The sequence below is a fragment of the Tateyamaria sp. genome, from assembly GCF_059783535.1.
The window spans coordinates 5,247-25,315 of the sequence record NZ_JBYNDP010000053.1 but is presented as its reverse complement, the minus strand read 5'-3'; the positions used below and the strand labels follow the sequence as shown (position 1 = coordinate 25,315).

Annotated in this window: 18 protein-coding genes; 8 read left to right on the top strand and 10 right to left on the bottom strand. The window is 60.3% G+C overall.

The genetic code is table 11. The annotated features are described in order from the left end of the window. Window positions 1-74: 74 nt before the first annotated feature. A complete protein-coding gene (locus tag AC6RA8_RS11875) occupies window positions 75-1,397 on the bottom strand; it encodes an NAD(P)-dependent oxidoreductase (RefSeq protein ID WP_500352963.1) in 1,323 nt (440 codons plus the stop codon). Window positions 1,398-1,689: 292 nt separating this feature from the next. Here AC6RA8_RS11875 and AC6RA8_RS11870 point away from each other — a divergent pair, with 292 nt between their 5' ends. Continuing rightward, the gene (locus AC6RA8_RS11870) at window positions 1,690-1,896 is read left to right on the top strand and encodes a cold-shock protein (RefSeq protein ID WP_189367848.1); all 207 of its coding nucleotides are present in this window, start codon (window positions 1,690-1,692) and stop codon (window positions 1,894-1,896) included. A gap of 105 nt (window positions 1,897-2,001) precedes the next feature. Here AC6RA8_RS11870 and AC6RA8_RS11865 read toward each other — a convergent pair whose 3' ends face one another. Continuing rightward, entirely contained in the window at window positions 2,002-2,616 is a 615-nt protein-coding gene (locus AC6RA8_RS11865; protein ID WP_500352962.1) for an SOS response-associated peptidase, read from the bottom strand. A gap of 3 nt (window positions 2,617-2,619) precedes the next feature. Then, window positions 2,620-3,255: an arylesterase gene (locus tag AC6RA8_RS11860; protein ID WP_500352961.1), complete on the bottom strand. Its 636-nt coding sequence runs from the start codon at window positions 3,253-3,255 to the stop codon at window positions 2,620-2,622. Window positions 3,256-3,305: 50 nt separating this feature from the next. On the opposite strand from AC6RA8_RS11860, the gene AC6RA8_RS11855 reads away from it, so the two are divergent. From AC6RA8_RS11855 to AC6RA8_RS11840, 4 genes are all read left to right on the top strand, one after another. Next, window positions 3,306-3,998: an ABC transporter ATP-binding protein gene (locus AC6RA8_RS11855; RefSeq protein ID WP_500352960.1), complete on the top strand. Its 693-nt coding sequence runs from the start codon at window positions 3,306-3,308 to the stop codon at window positions 3,996-3,998. Beyond that, window positions 3,995-6,523 (top strand): ABC transporter permease, encoded by a 2,529-nt coding sequence (locus AC6RA8_RS11850; protein WP_500352959.1) that lies wholly within the window; start codon window positions 3,995-3,997, stop codon window positions 6,521-6,523. The genes AC6RA8_RS11855 and AC6RA8_RS11850 overlap by 4 nt, the downstream gene beginning before the upstream one ends. Before the next feature lie 67 nt (window positions 6,524-6,590). Then, complete coding sequence (locus tag AC6RA8_RS11845) at window positions 6,591-7,460, top strand: inositol monophosphatase family protein (protein ID WP_500352958.1); 870 nt, start codon at window positions 6,591-6,593, stop codon at window positions 7,458-7,460. Continuing rightward, complete coding sequence (locus AC6RA8_RS11840; RefSeq protein ID WP_500352957.1) at window positions 7,457-7,996, top strand: gamma-glutamylcyclotransferase family protein; 540 nt, start codon at window positions 7,457-7,459, stop codon at window positions 7,994-7,996. The genes AC6RA8_RS11845 and AC6RA8_RS11840 overlap by 4 nt, the downstream gene beginning before the upstream one ends. Here the strand turns inward: AC6RA8_RS11840 and AC6RA8_RS11835 are convergent. From AC6RA8_RS11835 to AC6RA8_RS11825, 3 genes are all read right to left on the bottom strand, one after another. Beyond that, window positions 7,976-9,367 carry an MATE family efflux transporter gene (locus tag AC6RA8_RS11835; protein WP_500352956.1) on the bottom strand — a complete coding sequence of 464 codons (1,392 nt, stop codon included), beginning with the start codon at window positions 9,365-9,367 and terminating at the stop codon, window positions 7,976-7,978. The genes AC6RA8_RS11840 and AC6RA8_RS11835 overlap by 21 nt on opposite strands. Window positions 9,368-9,439: 72 nt before the next feature. Then, on the bottom strand, window positions 9,440-10,765 hold the full coding sequence (gene gltX / locus AC6RA8_RS11830; RefSeq protein WP_500352955.1) for a glutamate--tRNA ligase: 1,326 nt from the start codon (window positions 10,763-10,765) through the stop codon (window positions 9,440-9,442). A gap of 31 nt (window positions 10,766-10,796) precedes the next feature. Beyond that, the gene (locus tag AC6RA8_RS11825; RefSeq protein ID WP_500352954.1) at window positions 10,797-11,252 is read right to left on the bottom strand and encodes a DUF1801 domain-containing protein; all 456 of its coding nucleotides are present in this window, start codon (window positions 11,250-11,252) and stop codon (window positions 10,797-10,799) included. A gap of 100 nt (window positions 11,253-11,352) precedes the next feature. On the opposite strand from AC6RA8_RS11825, the gene AC6RA8_RS11820 reads away from it, so the two are divergent. Beyond that, window positions 11,353-12,282 (top strand): MBL fold metallo-hydrolase, encoded by a 930-nt coding sequence (locus AC6RA8_RS11820; protein WP_500352953.1) that lies wholly within the window; start codon window positions 11,353-11,355, stop codon window positions 12,280-12,282. Window positions 12,283-12,349: 67 nt separating this feature from the next. Here the strand turns inward: AC6RA8_RS11820 and AC6RA8_RS11815 are convergent, their stop codons facing one another. The 3 genes from AC6RA8_RS11815 to AC6RA8_RS11805 form a co-directional block, all read right to left on the bottom strand. Beyond that, window positions 12,350-13,159 (bottom strand): CE1 family esterase, encoded by an 810-nt coding sequence (locus tag AC6RA8_RS11815; RefSeq protein ID WP_500352952.1) that lies wholly within the window; start codon window positions 13,157-13,159, stop codon window positions 12,350-12,352. Window positions 13,160-13,242: 83 nt separating this feature from the next. Continuing rightward, window positions 13,243-14,274, bottom strand: coding sequence for a Hint domain-containing protein (locus AC6RA8_RS11810; protein WP_500352951.1), 1,032 nt, complete (start codon window positions 14,272-14,274; stop codon window positions 13,243-13,245). 101 nt (window positions 14,275-14,375) lie between these two features. Then, window positions 14,376-16,034 (bottom strand): NAD+ synthase, encoded by a 1,659-nt coding sequence (locus AC6RA8_RS11805; protein WP_500352950.1) that lies wholly within the window; start codon window positions 16,032-16,034, stop codon window positions 14,376-14,378. Window positions 16,035-16,257: 223 nt separating this feature from the next. On the opposite strand from AC6RA8_RS11805, the gene AC6RA8_RS11800 reads away from it, so the two are divergent. Together AC6RA8_RS11800 and AC6RA8_RS11795 are read left to right on the top strand one after the other, a co-directional pair. Further along, window positions 16,258-17,652: an MORN repeat-containing protein gene (locus tag AC6RA8_RS11800; protein WP_500352949.1), complete on the top strand. Its 1,395-nt coding sequence runs from the start codon at window positions 16,258-16,260 to the stop codon at window positions 17,650-17,652. After that, window positions 17,639-18,337 (top strand): hypothetical protein, encoded by a 699-nt coding sequence (locus AC6RA8_RS11795; protein ID WP_500352948.1) that lies wholly within the window; start codon window positions 17,639-17,641, stop codon window positions 18,335-18,337. The genes AC6RA8_RS11800 and AC6RA8_RS11795 overlap by 14 nt, the downstream gene beginning before the upstream one ends. Before the next feature lie 10 nt (window positions 18,338-18,347). On the opposite strand, the gene AC6RA8_RS11790 is transcribed toward AC6RA8_RS11795, so the two are convergent. Next, window positions 18,348-20,069 (bottom strand): S8/S53 family peptidase (locus AC6RA8_RS11790; protein WP_500352947.1); only part of this gene is annotated, 1,722 nt, incomplete at its 5' end.

Sequence of the window (20,069 nt, the reverse complement as noted above, 5' to 3'; positions counted from 1 at the left end):
GCCAGCCAGAACGGGTTGGGTGACTTGATCCCGATGAAATTGCTTTGAAGGTTTGCCATCTGTCTCTCCTCCGCTCAGCCCATCAGGCTTGCATGAATGTCCATCGCCGCGTCGCGCCCTTCGGCCACGGCCGTTACGGTCAGGTCATCGCCGCCCGAGGCACAGTCGCCCCCGGCCCAGACCCCGGTAACTGATGTACGACCAGCATCGGTTACGGCGATCTTGCCGCCTTCAAGGTCGGGCAACCCGTCGCCTTTCAACGTTTGACCAATCGCACGCAAAACCTGATCCGCAGGGATCCGGACCGTTTCACCTGTCCCGGTCATATCGTCGGTGACGTACTCAAATTCTATCTCTTGCACCGCTCCGTTTCCGTGCAGTGCCTTGGGCACCACATTCGTCATGATGCGCACCCCTTTGGAGGCGGCAAGGTCCTGTTCAAAGACACTTGCGTTCATACGGTCCCGCCCACGTCTGTAAGCCAATGTCACATTCAAGGCCCCTAGCAACTTGGATTGTACAGCAGCATCCACGGCTGTCATACCACCGCCAATCACGACGACATCGCGACCAACCGGCAGCGCGCCCAGATCAGATGCCTGTCTTAGGTCGGCTATGAAATCGACCGCATCCGACACTCCGGCCTTGTCGTCGCCCTCCACAATCAGAGCGTTCACACCGCCAAGGCCCATCCCAAGAAAGACGGCGTCGAATTCGGCTTTCAGCTGATCAAGGCTCACATCTGAGCCCAGCGCCTTGCCGTGCTCAAGCGTGATACCCCCAATCTGTAGCAGCCAATCCACCTCGGCCTGCGCAAACCCTTCGGGCGTCTTGTAGGCGGCGATCCCGTACTCATTCAGCCCGCCGGCCTTGGCCCGCGCATCATAAACGGTCACGTCGTGACCCAGCATCGCCAACCTGTGGGCACAGGACAGGCCCGCGGGTCCCGCCCCCACCACGGCCACCGTCTTGCCGGTGACCGCAGCGCGGGAGAACGGATGAATGCCCTGTTCTTGCAAATGGTCCGTGGCATAGCGCTGCAGTTGACCGATCTTGACAGGCTTGCCCTCTGCCATCTCGCGTACACAGGCTTCCTCGCACAGCGTTTCGGTTGGGCACACACGGGCGCACATGCCGCCCATGATGTTCTGGCTCAGGATCGTTTTGGCCGCCGCATCCGGCGTTCCGGTCGCGATCTGGCGGATGAATAGCGGGATATCGATGTCAGTCGGGCATGCCGTAATGCAGGGAGCATCATGGCAGAAGTAACAACGATCTGCCGCAACAAGTGCTTCATGTGGATCAAGGGCTGGATGCAGGTCTGAAAAATTCTCGGAATATGCTGCATCATCAAGGCGGCCTGCCGCCACACCCGGTGAGAAAGGAGATTGCGTCATGTCTGCTCCATCGCAACAATCGTTCGTTTAAAAAGGTCACACAGGTTCAAAATTTTATCAACTGGTAAAAAAGTGAGCGCCACACGGAATCCGAGTGTATGCACAAAGAAGCGGCACTTTGCCGGAATCCGAAAAGCAGCTGGTAAAGCCTTGCAATGCCGCCAAACGGTGCCATATGTCGCCGTGCTACATCATCTATCGACCCACTGCTCCTTTCGGCTCAGTCACTCGATCTATTGACGACGCCAAGGCTGCCGCATGTTGCGGGCAGCACAACACAGGAGTAACGACGATGGCCAATGGCACCGTCAAGTGGTTCAACACAACCAAAGGCTACGGCTTTATCGCACCCGAAGATGGCGGCAAAGATATCTTTGTTCACATCTCGGCAGTTGAGCGTTCGGGCCTCACCGGTCTGGCCGACAACCAGAAGGTCACATTCGACCTGGAATCCGGCCGTGACGGCCGTGAAAGCGCGGTAAACATCGCTCTGGCCTGATCGGTCTGACGATATACCAGTTTCGGGCGGTGCATCTCAGGGTGCGCCGCTTTTTTTATGCGCCGAGCCTCCGGCCCAGACAAATGCCGCGCCGGAGCAAATGGATCACGGCCTGTCCCAGTTCACGTCAACCGCCTCTTCGATCTGCAAGCGCCCGTCGGGCCAAGGCTGCATCAACGCTTTGGCCGCATCCAGATCATCACCCATCCACGTATGCAGATTCTCGAGCTCCAACAACACGCCCATCCTGTGGTGAATCGGTGCCACGTCGCCATTCGGCTTACACGTCACGGCAGCCACCTGAGGCACCTGCAAACCGCCGGGCGCCGTCCACACATCTGTGATTGCGGCGAAATACAGAAAACCGCCTTCCTTGGGAGCAATACGCCACGCAGTCTTGCGTCGCTTTTCACCCGTCCATTCGTACCAACCGTTGACCGGGATCACTGCCCGGCCCACGCCGTCAAAAGCTGACTTGTCGAATACCGTTTCCGACCGGGCATTGATGATCTGCTCCATCACCGGACGACCACGTGCATTCACGCGCCCGACTGGCACAATGCCCCACCGCATTCGTTTCAATGCACCATCAAAAACAATGATCTCCTGCCCCGGCGCAATGTTTTGGCGGGCGGGTTCATTGTCGATTGTCCCCGCGGGGACACCAAGGGCCGCCGTCAATTCTGACACCGGATCGGTGAAAAAGAAGCGGCCCGGCATCCCCTAGTCCACCTCTGCAATCAGGGTTGTCACGCTTGGGCCAATCCCCTCCACGATACGTGCGACGCCTTCGGCATTCGGGTGGATGCCGTCCGATTGCATGAATGCCCGCACCTGTGCCGGATCCGTGTCCGAACCACCAAAACCGGCAAAGAAGCTCTCAAGATACAGTGTGCCATAGGTCTGGGCGATCTCGGGGTACATCGCGTCGAATGCCTGCTTGTACTCTGGCCCGTAGTTGCCTGGGGCCTTCATCCCAATGACCAAAATCTCAACATCCGCGTCCAGGCCCGCCTGAACGATCCCTTCAAGATTGGCGCGGCTTACATCCGGATCGATCCCGCGCAAAAGGTCATTGCCTCCAAGTGTTACGATCATCGCGTCCACCTCGGGCGTCAGCGTCCAGGCCACCCGGCTCAAACCGCCCTGAGTCGTATCACCGGATACGCCTGCATTGATGATGTCCACGTCGTGGCCGGCCTCCTCCAGCCACGCCTCAAGCTGCGGCACGAACCCCTGTTCGACAGGAAGGCCGTAGCCCTGGGTCAGGCTGTCGCCCAGCGCCGCAATGGTCACCGTTTCCGCCCAAGCCGTCCCAGCCCAAAGACTAATGACAATTGCACCTGCCATCTTGCCCATGTTGATCCGATCTCCATATGACCCCGTAGACGATATAAAGGCCCCCGAGCATGCCCGATCCAGCCCTATCACTCAAAAATGCAGCACTTAGCCTTGATGGCAATGCCGGGCGGGTGGATATCCTGCATGGGATCACCTTGGATGTTGCCAAGGGCGAAACCGTTGGTTTGGTGGGGCCTTCGGGATCCGGTAAGTCATCCTTGCTCATGGTGATGGGCGGGTTGGAACGCGCTACGAGCGGCAGCATCACCGCGCTTGGTCAGGACCTGACCAACATGAACGAAGACGCGCTTGCCCGTTTTCGCTGCGGCCATATGGGCGTCGTGTTCCAGAGCTTTCACCTGATCCCGACAATGACCGCCCTTGAAAACGTGGCGACGCCTTTGGAGTTGGCGGGCGCGCGCGACGCGTTCGACCGTGCCGAGGCCGAGTTGGAGGCTGTGGGCCTTGCCCACCGCAGCGGCCACTACCCGAGCCAGATGTCAGGCGGGGAGCAGCAAAGGGTTGCATTGGCCCGCGCACTTGTCACACGGCCCGAGATTTTGCTGGCGGATGAACCGACGGGCAACCTTGATGGCGCCAACGGCCAAGCGATCATGGACCTGCTCTTTGCTCTGCGCGATAGGCACGGCGCGACGCTTGTGCTTGTGACACATGCGCCGGATTTAGCCGCACGTTGCGACCGTGTGATCGAACTTGCCGATGGTCGGATCGCAGGGCCGGTGAAGGCCGCTGCCGAATGAGCATCGCAACCTCTGCCCGTTTTGCCCGCCGCGAGCTACGCGGTGGCTTGCGTGGTTTCCGCATCTTTCTGGCCTGTCTTGCCCTTGGCGTAGCTGCCATTGCTGCCGTCGGATCAGTCCGCTCGGCCATCGAGGCCGGATTGGAACGCGAGGGTGCCGCATTGCTGGGCGGCGATGCGGAACTGGATTTCACCTATCGTTTTGCCACCGAGACCGAGCGCGCATGGATGGATGAGGTCGCGGACACGGTGTCCGAGATTGCCGATTTCCGCTCCATGGCGGTTGTTGACCGAAACGGAGAGACCGAGCGCGGGCTAACGCAGATCAAGGCGGTTGATGCCGCCTATCCCCTCGTCGGTTCAGTGGAACTCTCCCCCGAAATGAACCTGCCAGACGCGCTTGCGGGCGCGGATGGCCTGCCCGGTGCGGTGATGGAACGCGCCCTGATTGACCGGCTGGGGTTGGATGTTGGCGACACATTCCGTCTGGGCACGCAGGACTTCGTTCTGATGGCGACGCTGGACCGTGAACCCGACAGCGCAGCGGGCGGTTTTGGCCTTGGCCCGCGCACCATTGTGCTGCGCAGCGCACTTGAGAACGCGCAACTGCTGGCACCCGGTACGTTGTTCAATTCCAAATACCGGCTGGACCTGCCGGATGGCACCGACCTTGCCGCCTTGGAAGCACTGTCGCGTGACCAGTTCGAAGCCACTGGGATGCGTTGGACCGATGCACGCAACGGCGCGCCCGGTGTGGCCGAGTTCGTTGACCGTTTGGGCGCGTTCCTTGTTCTGGTTGGCCTGTCCGGGCTCGCCGTGGGCGGGGTCGGTGTGTCAGCCGCAGTGCGCGCCTATCTCGCGGGCAAGACATCTGTGATTGCGACCCTACGCACGCTGGGGGCCGAGCGTCGGGTGATCTTTCAAACCTATTTCCTGCAAATTGGCGTTCTGTCGTTGCTGGGCATCATCATTGGTCTTGCCCTGGGTGCCATAGTCCCCGTCGCCCTTGCCCCAATCATTGAAGCGCGCTTGCCGATCCCCGCCAGTTTCACGATCTATCCCGCCCCACTGTTCGAAGCGGCGATTTACGGGCTGCTGACCGCCTTTGTGTTTACCTTGTGGCCGCTGGCGCGCGCCGAAGACGTGCGGGCCGCCACCCTGTTCAGGGATGCGCTGGACAAGGCGCGCTTGCTTCCCCGCCCAAGCTATCTGCTGTGGATCGGTCTTGGGCTTGGCGCGCTGATCGGCATCGCGGGCGTCTTTTCGGGGACATGGCGGCTGACCTTGTGGACCGCTGGCGGGATCGCGTTTGCGCTTGGCCTGCTTGCGCTGTCCGCGACGCTGATCCGCTGGCTGTCGCGCAAGGTCGCACCTCGGGCCAAGGGGCGTCCGGCCCTACGGTGGGCGCTCGGCGCTATCTCGGGGACGCGCGAAGGGGCGGCATCGGTTGTATTGTCCCTTGGTCTTGGCCTGTCGGTCCTTGCCGCTGTGGGGCAGATCGATGGCAACCTGCGTAATGCCATTACCGGCAACCTGCCTGACGTTGCGCCCAGCTACTTCTTCGTCGACATCCAGCGCGACCAGATGCAGGGCTATACCGAGCGTCTGGAAAATGACGCGGCCGTCAGCCGCATCGAAAGCGCCCCGATGCTGCGCGGGATCATCACGCAAATCAACGGCCAGCGCGCCGCTGACGTCGCTGGCGACCACTGGGTTCTATCGGGGGACCGGGGCATAACCTATTCCGAAACACCTTCGAAAAACACGCGGATCACCGATGGTGAATGGTGGCCCGAGGGATACACGGGCACACCCCAGATCAGCTTTGCCGCCGAAGAAGCAGAGGAAATGGGGCTGTCCATCGGTGACAGCATGACCATCAACATTCTGGGCCGCGATATTACCGGCACCGTCACATCGTTCCGCGAGGTCGACTTTTCCACCGCAGGCATAGGTTTCATCCTGTCGATGAACCCAGCGGCCCTACAGGGCGCACCCCACACATTCATCTCGACAGTTTATGCCGAGGATCAGGCAGAAACCCAGATCCTGCGCGATATCGCGAACGCTTACCCCAACGTGACAGCCATCCGTGTCCGCGACGCCATAGACCGGGTGAGCGAGGTGCTCTCGGGCCTCGCCGCGGCAACATCCTATGGCGCGGCGGCGACGCTTTTGACCGGCTTTCTGGTCCTGATCGGGGCAGCGGCTGCGGGCACGCAGGCACGTACCTACGAAGCAGCCGTGCTCAAGACACTGGGCGCAACACGCCAACGCATCCTGGTCAGCTTTGCCACTCGGGCGGCACTTTTGGGGCTGGGCGCGGGCGCAGTCGCGTTGGCCGCAGGCATCGCGGGAGGATGGGCAGTCAGCACCTACGTGATGGAAACCGATTTCACTGTGATCTGGCCGTCGGCCCTTGCAATTGTGATCGGTGGGGTTTCGGCCACGCTCCTTGCAGGTCTCGCCTTTGCATGGGGTCCACTAGCGGCGCGGCCCGCGCAGGTGCTACGGGGCCGGGAATAAGTCGCGTTGCGGCGCGGCGGCCAAGCGTGGCACACCCGCGTCGAATATTGGAATCAAGGATGTTGTCATGATTGATCAGTTGCCCATGCCTGTGACCGCCCCCCTGTCGCAGGCTCAGAAAACACAGATCATCAACCTGATCCGACGGGCCGCCCGGGCCGAGATCATGCCGCGCTTCCGCCGCCTTGACGCTGGTGAGATCGACACCAAACGGGACGAAACCGATTTGGTGACCCAAGCTGACACAGCCGCCGAGGCCATGATCACGCGGGGGCTGCAAATGGCGTTCCCCCATGCACTGGTCATCGGGGAAGAGGCCGTGTCGGCCAAGCCGGAACTGCTGGATGGCGTGGGCAAGGCCGAGCTGTCTTTTATCATCGACCCGGTCGACGGCACCTGGAACTTTGCCAAGAACATGCCGCTCTTCGGCACGATGGTGGCCGTTTGCCGATTTGGCCAACCGGTATTCGGTTTGATCTATGACCCCGTGGGCGACGACCTGATCATGGCCGACAACACCTCCCCCGCTGTCTGGCAAACACAAACCGGGCGCTTGCGCGGCATCGAGACGGCGCAGCCCAAACCGTTGGATCAGCTTGCGGGCTATGCTCATATCCGCCTGATGCCGCCAGCAGATCGTGCACTTGTTTGGACCAAGGTGGGTGCATTGGCTTTCATAGGCAGCTTGCGCTGTTCAGCACACGAATACCGCCTCGTGGCAACGGGTGCAGTTGATTTTGTCCTTTCCGGCCACCTGAACAGTTGGGACCACGCAGCCGGGGTTCTCATTTGCCAGCAGGCAGGCGGCAAGGCGGCCATGTTGGATGGATCAGACTACAACGCCACCGTGAAAACAGGCTACCTGCTGACGGCATCATCGCCCGAAGTCTGGGGCGTTGCCGCAGCACATTTTGCCGACCTGATGTCTGATTCATGACGCCCTGGTTCTTTGGCTATGGCAGCCTCGTCAACCGTGCCACCCACGACTACCCGCAAGCCCAGCACGCGACACTCAACGGCTGGCGCCGCGTCTGGGTGCGGACGGCACTGCGCGACGTTGTCTTTCTGTCCGTACGCCCGGCAGAGGGCCACAGCATCAACGGGCTGATCGCTTCTGTTCCCCGCGCAGATTGGGCGGCGCTGGATCTGCGTGAAACCGGGTACGACCGGATCGACGCAACCCATGCGGTGCGGCATCAGGCGGGCGCAAGCGACATTGCCGTGTACCAAGTACCAACCGATAGCCAACGCGAGGACGGAGATCATCACATCCTACTCAGCTACCTGGATGTGGTGGTACAGGGCTTCCGCCGCGAATTCGGAGAGGCCGGGGCAGAGCATTTCTTTGCCACGACCGATGGTTGGAACACGCCTGTGTATGACGACCGGTCCGCACCGCTCTATCCACGCGCGCAACAGCTCACGAAAGCGGAGCGCGCCCTGACAGACAGGCTACTTGCGCAAGTTCAATAGGGACAGCAGCCGCCCCTCGCGTGCAAAGCTGTCGCGTGTCACCGCGCCACCATCCGCCGCGATCACACGCAGGGCCAGGACCCACGCGATGCTGCCAAAGACGACGCCCGCCAGCGCTTGACCGATCAACACGCCGGGCGCTCCGAACAAGTACGCGCCAAGCCAGACTAGCGGGATCATGGCAACGGTATTGCGACCCCAGTTCATCCATGTGGAATAGAACGGGTGGCCCAGATTGTTGAACGCGGCATTGGCCACGAACAGCACGCCGTTGAAAAAGAACAGCAGTGCAAGCGGGCCGCAAAACAGGAAGACAAGATCACGGGTTATGCCGGTTGCATCGAAAAGATCGGAAATCGGACCCCGCAAGACGAACAAGGCGCCAGCGATCACGAAAATCACAAGACCTGCAAAGATCAGAGCGGCATTGAACCCGGACCGGACGCGGTCATGCCGCCCGGCGCCAAAGTTCTGACCAAGTATGGGGCCAACCGCGCCAGACAAGGCAAAGATCACGGCGAAAGACAGCGGCATCAACCGCCCCACGATGGCCATGCCAGCCACAGCCTCCAACCCGTATTGCGCCATGGATCGTGTCACGATGGCCTGACCGACCGGCGTTGCAAACTGTGTCAGGATCGCCGGGAACCCAATGGTGACCAGCGGACGCAAGTCGCCCACCATCCCGCGCAGATCGGGGCGCGGCAGACCACCGTGATAGCGCAAAATCGGGAGCAATGCCGCCGTGCCAATTGCGATGCGTGCCGCAACAGATGCCAGTGCCGCACCGGTCAGGTCCAGCCCCAGCCCGAAAATCAGGATCGGGTCCAGAACGGCGTTCACGCCACCACCCCATATGGTTGCCATCATGGCGCGGCGCGCATCACCATGCGCCCGCAGAATGCCACTGCCCATCATGCCCACCACAAGAAAGGGCAGCGACGGCACAATGATCTGGAGATAGCCTTGAGCCAGCTCTGCCGTCTCACCCTCAGCACCGATCCAGGACACGAATGTCGGTATGTTCCACCAGACAAAGGCCGAAAAAAGCACACCAAAGCCAATACCATAAGCCAAACCATGGGCACTACGGGCCCGCGCGCGGGCTTCATCCCCGGCCCCCAGGTCACGGGCGACAAGCGCACCCACTGCAATGGCCATGCCAATGGAGAACGAGGTGGTAAAGAACAGGATCGATCCGGCGTAGCCGACCGCCGCCGCCAACTCGGCCTTGCCGAGCATCGAGATGAAAACCATGTCGATGAAATCGACCAGAAACACCGCCATCAATCCGATGGTCGCGGTCAGCGACATCACCGTCACGTGGCGCAGAAGCGACCCGGACAGGAACTTTGCCTGTGCGTCAGCCACTTGCCACTCGCTTCATCTTGGCAAGTAAACTTCCCCCGGAGGGCTGCTGTTCAAAAGCGCCCTCCGCCGGTATCATGCGCGGGCCTTAACAACCTGCAGAAGCGGCATCAGCGATCCCATGTCGGGTCCGTGGCGCTGCCCAGTCAGGGCCAGACGCAAGGGCATGAACAGGCCGCGCCCTTTCCGGCCCGTGGCCGCTTTCACCGCACCGGTCCAAGCACCCCACGTGTCACCGTCGAAGGGCCCTTCGGGCAGCAGGGTCATCGCCTCGACCACGAAATCCTTGTCTTCGTCTTCGATGACCGGATCGGCCCCATCGCGGCACAACGCCCACCACGCGGCAATATCTGCGCGCGTGGCAATGTTTTCCCGGATCACGGACCAGAACGCGTCTTGCTGTTCGGCGGGCACGCCCGCGGCATCCAGATCACCTTGCACGGCTTCAACGGAAAGGGTCTGCAAATATCGGCTGGTCAGCGGATCAATATCGGCAGCATCGAACTTTGTTGGCGCGGTGCCAAAGCGGCTGACATCAAACCCTTCAATCAAGCTTTGCATGTCTGTGCGCAACTCGACCGGATCAGAGGACCCGAGACGGGCCAGCAGGCTCAGAACCGCCATCGGTTCAACACCATTGCTGCGCAGATCGCGCAGGGCCAGAGTGCCGAGGCGCTTCGACAGCGCCTCGCCTTGCGGCCCCGTCAACAGCGAATGGTGGGCAAAACGTGGTGCGGTGCCGCCCAGCGCCTCGATGATCTGGATTTGCGTGGCCGTGTTGGTCACGTGGTCCGATCCGCGCACCACATCGGTCACGCCCATCTCGGTATCATCCACGACCGAAGCGATGGTATACAAGACCTGCCCGTCACCACGGATCAAAACCGGGTCAGAGACGCTCGCCGCATCAATGCTGACATCGCCAATGATTCCATCCGTCCATTCGATGCGCTCGTGATTCAGCTTGAAGCGCCAAACGCCTTGACCACGCTCGGCACGCAAAGCAGCCTTTTCATCTTCACTAAGGGACAGCGCCGCCCGGTCATAAACCGGTGGCTTGCCCATGTTCAGCTGCTTCTTGCGCTTGAGGTCCAGTTCGGTCGGTGTCTCGAACGCCTCGTAGAAGCGACCAATCTCGCGCAGCTTGTCAGCGGCGGCGGCATAGCGATCCAGCCGCTCGGACTGGCGTTCAATCCGGTCCCAATGCAGACCCAGCCATTCCATGTCCTGCTTGATGCCATCAACGTACTCTTCTTTCGACCGCTCCGGGTCGGTGTCGTCGATACGCAGGATGAACGTCCCGCCCGCCTTGCGGGCGATCAGGTAGTTCATCAGGGCCGTCCGCAGGTTGCCAATATGCAGGTAACCGGTGGGGGACGGGGCAAAACGGGTGGTGGTCATGGTGCTCTCCGGACTCTTGGGGCTTGCCTTGTCACAGGGGCCGCGTGTTGTCCAGTTCCGCCCGTGGCCGCACAGGCCAATGGGTCGCAAGATCGCGCAGTCCGGCGGCGATCAGCTCTCCCAACACATCCATATCCACACGTTCCAATCGCGTGATGTACAAACAGGACTTGCCTTTGGAATGCGGGCCAAGGCGTTCCAGAATAGACCCAAAGTCGGCATAGCCGGGCATGATGTAAATGCTGAGCTTGGCCTTGCGTGGTGCAAATCCCGTGGCCATCCACGTCCCTGACCTGCCGGACGCATAGGTGTAGTCATAGGCCCCATAGCCAACGATCCCGCCGTTCCAGACCTGCGGCTCAAAACCCGTGATGCGGCAAAACAAGTCGTCCAATTGCCGGGCCTCAGCCCGTCGGGTCTCGGTAGGCAACTCTGTTACCCACCTAGGGAAATCGACATTCAGGACCTTTGTCTTTGCTTCAGCCATGGCACCTCTCGCAAAAATGAACAGGCCACTCTGCGTTGTGACGCGTGACAATGCAGGACACGCGCTATGTTAAGCATGTCTGACAGGAAGGATAACAGCCATGTCCACATCCCCCAAATTCAACCGCCGTACTGTCCTGATGGGCGCCGCCGCTCTGCCCCTTGCAGCAGCCACCGCCACGCAATCGCGTGCTGCAGCCCCCATGCTGGGCGTGGGACAAGCCCCGTTTCGCCGCGTGAAAGTCGGCAGTTTCGAGGTGACCACGCTGCTGGCCGGCACCCGTTCGGTTGAAGGCCCGCACCAGATCTTTGGCCTGAACGTTGATGAGGAGACATTCAACGGCGTCTCGGCCGAAGCAGGATTGTCGACTGAGGCAGCCCAGTTCTTTTTCACACCGACCCTGGTGAACAACGGGTCTGAACTGGTCTTGTTCGACACGGGCCTTTCCGGTGCAGGCACCGTCGCCGCGATCGAGGCGGCAGGATATACCGCTGACCAGGTCGACAAGGTGGTCATCACACACATGCATGGCGACCACATCGGCGGTCTTTCGACGGATGGCACACCGACCTTTGCCAATGCAGCTTACATGACCGGGGCGATGGAATTCGACGCGTGGTCCGGCACTGGAAACGAAAACTTCGATGGCAAGGTCGCACCGCTGGCCGAGCAGATGACCATGCTGGATGATGGTGGATCGGCCGCGTCCGGCATCACGGCAATGGCCGCCTTTGGGCACACGCCAGGACACATGGTTTACATGGTCGAAGATGGCGGTACCCAGCTGATCATCGGTGCGGACTTTGCCAACCACTATGTCTGGTCACTGGCACATCCGGATTGGGAAGTCCGGTTCGACATGAACAAAGAGGCAGCAGCCGCCACGCGAAAGCAGCTTCTGGACATGATGGCGACGGACCGCACAGCGTTCATCGGCTATCATATGCCGTGGCCCGGCATCGGTTATGTGGTCAAAAATGGCGAAGGTGGCTACCGGTACGAAGCACACAGCTACCAGCTGATGCTCTGACCTGCGGGGCGGAGGACACCTCCGCCTTACAGTTTTTGCCAGTAAGAGGCGGACCAGCAGGTCCGCCTTACACTTTTCCGGCAGCGCTCAGCCGATCCCACGCATAGCTCAGAAAACCCCGGCGAAAGGAATGCCCGCCAGGAAAGGTGCAGAACTCCAACACATCGCCACCGGTGTTGGACTGGCGTTCACAGCTCAGATCGTCTATCGCGCGCCCATTCTCGATGGTGCCAAACGCGCCTTCGGCGCGATACATTGACAGGACTTCAGCCACATCACCCTGCTTCGTCTCGGCAATTTCACGCCCGGCCAAGGGCACGGTCCGGTCTTCGGTCCCGTGGATGTGGATCACGCTCGCGGGGGCTGCGCAGCTGTCGGGCGGGCCCTGCCAGAACGTCCCTGATACTGGTGCAAACCCCGCAAACAGATCAGGACGGTTGCAGGCCAGCTCCCACGTCACCATGCCGCCCGCAGAGAAGCCCGACATCATGATGCGCTGCGGATCAACGGCAAAACGCGCAGTCGCGTCTGCCACCACATCGTCGAAATAGGCCATCTCGGCCTCGCCCGTGCTGTCCATGGCACTGGGGACACCGGGAATGTCCCAATCCGGTCCGGCCGACTTCACCGCGATCAAGGCAAGACCCATATCAGAAACCATGCGGCGCAGGTTCATGTTGCGCATGACACCTTGCGCCGACCCGCGATACCCGTGGGCAAAGATGATCGCGCCCACTGGCGTCGCGCCATCATGATCCTCGGGCATTGCGATGCGGTAGTATCGGTCGCCCAAAAGGCAATCCGTATCGGGACCACAAGCCAATGCAGGGGATGCGCCCAGCAACGCCAAAAACAAGACCGAAAGCCGATAAAACACTGCAAATACTCCAATCGGTGACTGTCATCGACACAATGACCAGCCAAACCAATTGCACAATTCACATGCGCGTGTCGGCAAGTTCAGGCTGCATAGAAAAAGCTGGGCGGTTGAGCCGTTTCATCGCTTGGTTTCAAGCCAAGCCACTGACGGATCAGCGGCGCATCACGCTTCCGAAGTGCATGGCGCGCCATGACTTGCGCCCGACGCGTGGGAAAGTGACCGCCGAAATCTGATTGAAACTGCCTGTGCGCTGCCTTGGACATCACACCGCGCATATCGTCCCCCAGAAGCATGCTTTCACTGTGCAGACCCGCCGAACAGATCACCTCGTGTGCTTCGAACAGCAGATGGTGATAGGCCACCAGCTTGCGGTTTTCCCGGCGCACGCGCTGCCCATCCACAAGATGACCGGCCGCGACAAAGACCTCGGGCACCCCAAAATGCGCCTCACATCTTGGATCACTGATCAACACACGGTGCTGTGGCGACACCACGACCGGCGATCGTGCGTCCAAGACACCGGCGTCCAACGTCACCGGCGCGGCACGGCCCAGCCCGGGCACAGTCGATCTGGCCGCCCACAGAACCGGTTCCGCGTCACCATCCCTGGTCGGCACCAGATCACCGGGTACGATCTGTTCAACAGGCTTCGGACCGTTCACCGTTTCAATCAGTGTCCCTGTCACGAAGCATGCGAATCCATAGTCGCCATCCGCAGTGTCATACGTATAAAACCCGGGTGATTGCCCCCCGCTGAAATTATCGAAGTACCATTCTTCAAGATCGAAATTCGGCGACCACACCACCTGCACCAATTCACCTTGCGGGTCTGTTCCCTCAAAAACGACCGCACCCTTGTTTTCATAGAGCGTATCGCTTCGGATCACCGTCGCATCTTCAATCGTTGTCCCCCCATTTCCGCGAAATGAAATGGAGTAGGTTTCACCCACTTCGAACAGGCGCGGATCGTCATCATCCGCATGCGAAGTGATAACCAAGTCTTTTGTGGATGTTGGCGGGTAATCGAACGTGCTTGTGTCGCCGCCAGCATTGACGTTGCTGCCGGTCGAGGCAGCAAACTCATTGTCTTCGGCATAGAATGTAAACGACATCGCGCGCGATCCTTTCGCGCGCACCAAAGCGCAAGTGGTGCTTCGGTTGCGTTAAATCAGTCAGCCTTTAAAAGTAAAATCTGCCAACAATTCGTGCAAAATCAACTGGGATCGCGCCAGGCGTTCACGATCGGGTAACGACGATCCAGCCAGAACGCCCGCTTTGTCAGACGGGCACCGGGTGCGGATTGGAAGCGTTTGTATTCGCTCAGGTAAATCAGCCGTTCGACCTTGCGCGCAACGTCGCCACTGAAACCCGCTGCCACGCAATCCGCAATCGATCCGTCCTGATCCACCAGAATGTCCAGCAGCCGATCCAGATCCGGATAGTCCGGCAGGCTGTCGCTGTCCTTCTGATCCTCGCGCAGCTCGGCACTCGGCGGTTTGGTGATGATGCGATCCGGGATCACATCACCCGCATTCCCCATCATCCAATCCCGGTGATTGGCGTTGCGCCAGCGGCACGTCTCGAACACGCGGGTCTTGTAGAGATCCTTGATCGGATTGTAGCCGCCCGCCATGTCGCCGTAGATCGTGGCATAACCGACGGCCACTTCGGATTTGTTCCCGGTGGTCAACAGCATCTCGCCAAACTTGTTCGACAGGGCCATGAGCAGCAGACCACGAATGCGGCTCTGGATATTTTCCTCGGTCAACCCTTCCTCGAGGCCCTCGAACAAGGGGGCAAGGGTCGTTGTCACGGCGGCCCGTGTGTCCGCGATCGGCACATAGTTGTAGTGGCACCCCAACGCCTTGGCGCAGGCTTCCGCATCCTCAAGGCTATGAGACGACGTGTATTCCGACGGCAGCATCACACACCGTACATTCTCCGGACCCAACGCATCGGCTGCAATAGTCGCCACCAACGCCGAATCCACACCACCTGACAGGCCCAGCAACACCTTTTTGAACCCGGTCTTGCCGCAATAGTCCCGCAGGGACATGACCATGACGCGGTAGTCCTGCTCCCACTCATCTGGGTGGGTGGCAATTTCACCGGTCTGAACACGCCAGCCTTCGGGTCCACGCTCAAGGTCAACATGCGCAACCATCTCGTCAAACACCGGCAGCTGCACCGCCAGCGCACCGCCGGGGTTCAGCGCAAAGCTGCCGCCATCAAACACCTGATCATCCTGACCACCCACCATATTGAGGTAGATCAGCGGCAAACCCGTCTCGACCACACGCGCAACCATGTGGTTCAGCCGCGTTTCATACTTGCCGCGGTAATAGGGCGACCCGTTGGGCACCAGCAGAAACTCGGCGCCCGTCTCCTGCAAGGTTTCGGCTACTTCCGGGTGCCAGGCATCCTCGCAGATCGGGCTGCCGACACGTGTGTTCCCAACGGAATAGGGACCACCCAAAGGACCAGCATCAAAAATACGCACCTCGTCAAAGACCGTCTCGTTCGGCAGGTTGTGTTTGAGCAAGCGGCTGACAATCTTGCCTCCGCGACAGATGAGATAGGCGTTGTAGAGCTCCGTGCCTTCCGTCCATGGGCACCCAATGGCCAAGGCTGGGCCATCCGCGCAATCCGTCGCCAATGCCTCGACCGCCGCCATTGCCGCCGTGTGAAAGACGGGCTTCATCACAAGATCCTGCGCGTTGTAACCGGTGATGAACATCTCGGGCAGGGCGACCAAATCGGCACCTGCATCACGGCCTGCCTCCCATGCCGCACGGGCCTTGGCTGCATTGCCGGGAATGTCCCCGACAATCGGGTTCAACTGCCCCAGGGTGATACGGAATGTCTCGGCCATCTTGGCGCTCCTTCAACGTCTTGGCTGATGTATCAGAAAGCGTGACCGAGGGAACCCACCCGCGACATCGCGACCAGATGGCCAAGAAAACTCGCAAATTTTTCTCTCTGCACGCGAAGCACGGGCGCAGAACCTTTAAGCCCATTGCCCCTTGCGCGCCCCTGTCTTACCTTCACTGCGCCTGCCTCTTACGAGGCAAGCCAACGAATCTGAGAGGTGAGCCATGTCCACACCCGTACGCGGTCTGATCTTCTGCCTATGTCTTTTGCCCGGTGCCGCACTGGCCCAGTCAGGCACGGTACTGACCAAGCAATACGATGATGGCGGCGTGTACGAGGGCACATTCCGCGGCGGCCTCCAGCATGGTCAAGGCACCTACCGGCTGCCCAACGGGTATGAGTATTCCGGTGAGTGGGTGGACGGAGAGATCAAGGGCGAAGGCACCGCACGTTTCCCCAATGGCTCGATCTACGAAGGCACATTTGCCAAAGGCAAACCCGAAGGCTTCGGCAAGATCACTTTTGCTGATGGCGGCACCTATGAGGGTGAATGGCAAACTGGCGCGATTGTTGGCGAGGGCGTAGCCCTTTACGCCAACGGCGTCCGGTACGAGGGCCAGTTCCGCAACGCCAAGCACCACGGCAAGGGCGTCATGCAATCACCCGGCGGCTATGAGTACAAAGGCGACTGGATCGACGGGATCAAGCAGGGGATGGGGGTCATCACATACCCCGATGGGTCCGTGTATGATGGTCAGATCGAAGCGGGCAAACGCCAGGGCGAGGGCAAGCTGACCACGCCCGACGGTCTGGTCTATGTCGGTCTGTGGGCCGATGGTCAGATTGACGGTGTCGGAACGCTCACCCAGCCCAATGGCGATGTTTACGAAGGGGACCTCGTGTCCGGCAAACGCGCTGGCAAGGGCCGCGTGACCTATGCCAATGGCGATGTCTACGATGGCCAGTTCAGCGATGACCGCCGCCATGGTCAGGGCACATTCATCGGCAATGATGGGTACACCTATATCGGCCAATGGGCCGAGGGGCAGATCGAGGGCAAAGGGCGTGTCACTTACCCGGATGGCTCCGTCTACGAAGGCCAGTTTGCCGACGACCTGCCGCAAGGCAAGGGCAAGATCAGCTATACGGACGGTTCGGTGTTCGAAGGGGACTGGATTGCCGGTGTGATCGAAGGTCAGGGCAAGATCACCTATGCCAATGGCATCACCTATGAAGGTGGATTCAAGAACGCGCGCAACCACGGCACCGGCGTGATGACCTATGCCGATGGTTACCGCTATGAGGGCGAATGGGTCGACGGCAAGCGTCAGGGAACAGGCAAGGCCACATATCCCGATGGCACCGTCTATACCGGCCAGTTTATGGATGGCCAGCGCCACGGCACGGGCAAGATCGTGATGGCCTCGGGCTTCACCTATGAAGGCGAATGGCAACAAGGTGAAATCAACGGTCAGGGCGTTGCCACTTACGCCAGCGGTGACGTGTACGAAGGCACGTTCAAGAACGGCAAGCGTCAAGGCACCGGCACCATGCGGTACGCCACTGGTGAAGAAGCTACGGGCGAATGGGAAAGTGGTGCGCTGAATGAAGACAGCTAAGGCTGGCTGCATCACCCTTTGCTTGCTGGGCGCGCCCGCATCCGCAGATTGGACATTTGTTGAGACGTGGACCGACCCGATCAACGGGTTTGACACCAAGGCGGCTGTCTCAACCGCCGACGATGGCACCACCTTGCATCTATATCGGAACCCGGCTGGACGGGTTTACGCTCTTTTCACGCTACCCGAGGGCAAAGGTGACATCGCCGATGAAGGACAGGTGGCAACACTCACACCCGAAGGATTCGATACCAAGGTGATCGAAGCCCGCACGGAACAGGGCCGCGTGGTCGAGTTTGCAGCCAGTACGGGCCGCGCCTTGCGCAACCGCCTGTGGCATGGCGAAGGAACAGCCCCCGCATTTGGCACGCTGCACGACATGATCGAAGCGCCCAACATCAGTGCAACCTTCACACTGAAGGACGGCGGTGAGCATGCGGCAACATGGTCCATGGCTGCCTCCGGCACGCCCATCGCCCAAGCCATAGGCATCACCATCGAAGGCGCCTCGGCCGGGGATGAATGGGACGATGCAGCCGCCCAGGCGCTACTGGCGGCTATGACCGCATGCCAATTCCCGAAACTGGATGTGACCTGCGTGCAGAAAGTCACAGCCTGTTCTGACAAGATCAGCCAGGATCGCGACATCGACGGTTTCGACAGCTGCATTGCAGCCGAGGATTAGCGCACAGCCACTAGACCTCTGCCTGATGGGGTGCTGATCGCGCTTGCACCAACTGCTCAATCCGGGTGCGCTCATCATCGGCGCCTGACATGCGTGGCTCGCGCAGCACAAACAGACCCAGCCGATCAGGCCCTTTGGGATCACCTGTGCCGGTCTTCAGATCCAGCTTCTCCAGATAGTCGGCGACCGTCTTCATCTCACCATCGGGCGTGTCCAGAAATGCGTCAGCCAAGGCACGCGCAACCTGAGGGGCTGCCGAAGAGGTCCCGCTTTGTGCGATATACGTGCCGCTGCGCGTTCCTGCGCCAACGATACCGGGCTGTGTAAACGACCGCTCGGATGCAGCCGAAAGCTGTACCTGCGCACCTGCAGGCACCGTATCGCCACCTCTGGCCCGTAGCGCACCTGCACAGCTATAGCGCGCGGCGCGCAGCGTGGATTCGTCATATCCGCCAACGCGCAACACGTGCCGTCCTGTGGCCATGCCGCTCATGGTGCCAAACCGGCGCACCATTGCGCCTTTGCTGTCAGTCTCTACCAGCCGTCCGTCTTCGGCATACAGCGCGTTCTCAGGATCAATGAAATAGCTCTGACGCGCGCCAGACCCGGCGCCACCAAAGTCCTCATCTCGCTGGATCCAGAACTGCAATCCACCGGCAACGGATCGCCCGTCAGGACCTTCGGCATATCCCGGAACAGGACCGGCCATGGTCTTGGTCACCCGAACGGTCCAGCGTCCCGCAGGCGCTGGCACCTGATCCGCCAAGACATCTGTCGGCGCCAAGGCAACCACGTGCCGCCAACGGCCATCGCGGTAATGCTGGGTTGAGAGCTGCCCAACGGGCTGATCCCCTTTGGTGATCGGGGAATGCGCCACCGTATCTGCATCGGGAAAACCATAGTGCCCCGCATCCAGCAGCCCGTGCGCTGGCGGCACAAGTTCCACCTTCAGATCATCCGGGGTCAGACCATCCGGGAACCAGATCTCAAGAAAGCTCGATGTGCGATCATCAGGCGGTAGGAACCAGTCCAATGTCGCCACGCCATCAGCCTCTTTAAAGTGTTCTTCGGTCATCACCGCATGGATGCTTTGCATGAACATATTGCCCGAAGGCAGAATAACAGCCGTCGGGTGATGCGCGCGGCGGGCGGCAATCATCTCGTCAAAAGCGGCTTCGATCACGCCGTTGCCATCATGTGGCCCCGATGAATGACCGTAGCTGAGATTCACGATCAACGGCACCCGCGCACCCGGCTTCGCGTAAGCCGCCGCAATGCGCTCGGCCCGGTTAAAGATGTAGTGCATGGCCGACAGCACGAACATGTCCTTGCCAAAGCCGGACGTCTCCGCGCTCGCCATCGCGGGCAGGTCCACTGCTATGATATGCACACGGTCCTGCTTGGGATCACCGTTGCCGGGCGTCTGCCCAGCAAGACTGTCAAGCACGTGACCGCCATGCGAAAACGCCTGATCCAGCGGGTTGCGAACATTCGGGTCGCCCCCGCCCGCCAAACCTGCGGCACGATAAATCGCCCCCTCGTCACCCTCGTATTGGTGATAAAGCGCATCAATGGCCGCCTTGTCGTACTCCCGACCAAATAACATCGGATGTCCGGCCCGTGTTGCAGATTGGGACCAGCAATAGTCGATGCGAGTGCCCTGCCCTGCCGCATCGGTAAAGTTGCGATGACAGAACGGGATGCCGTCATCGATAATCGCAACAATAACAAT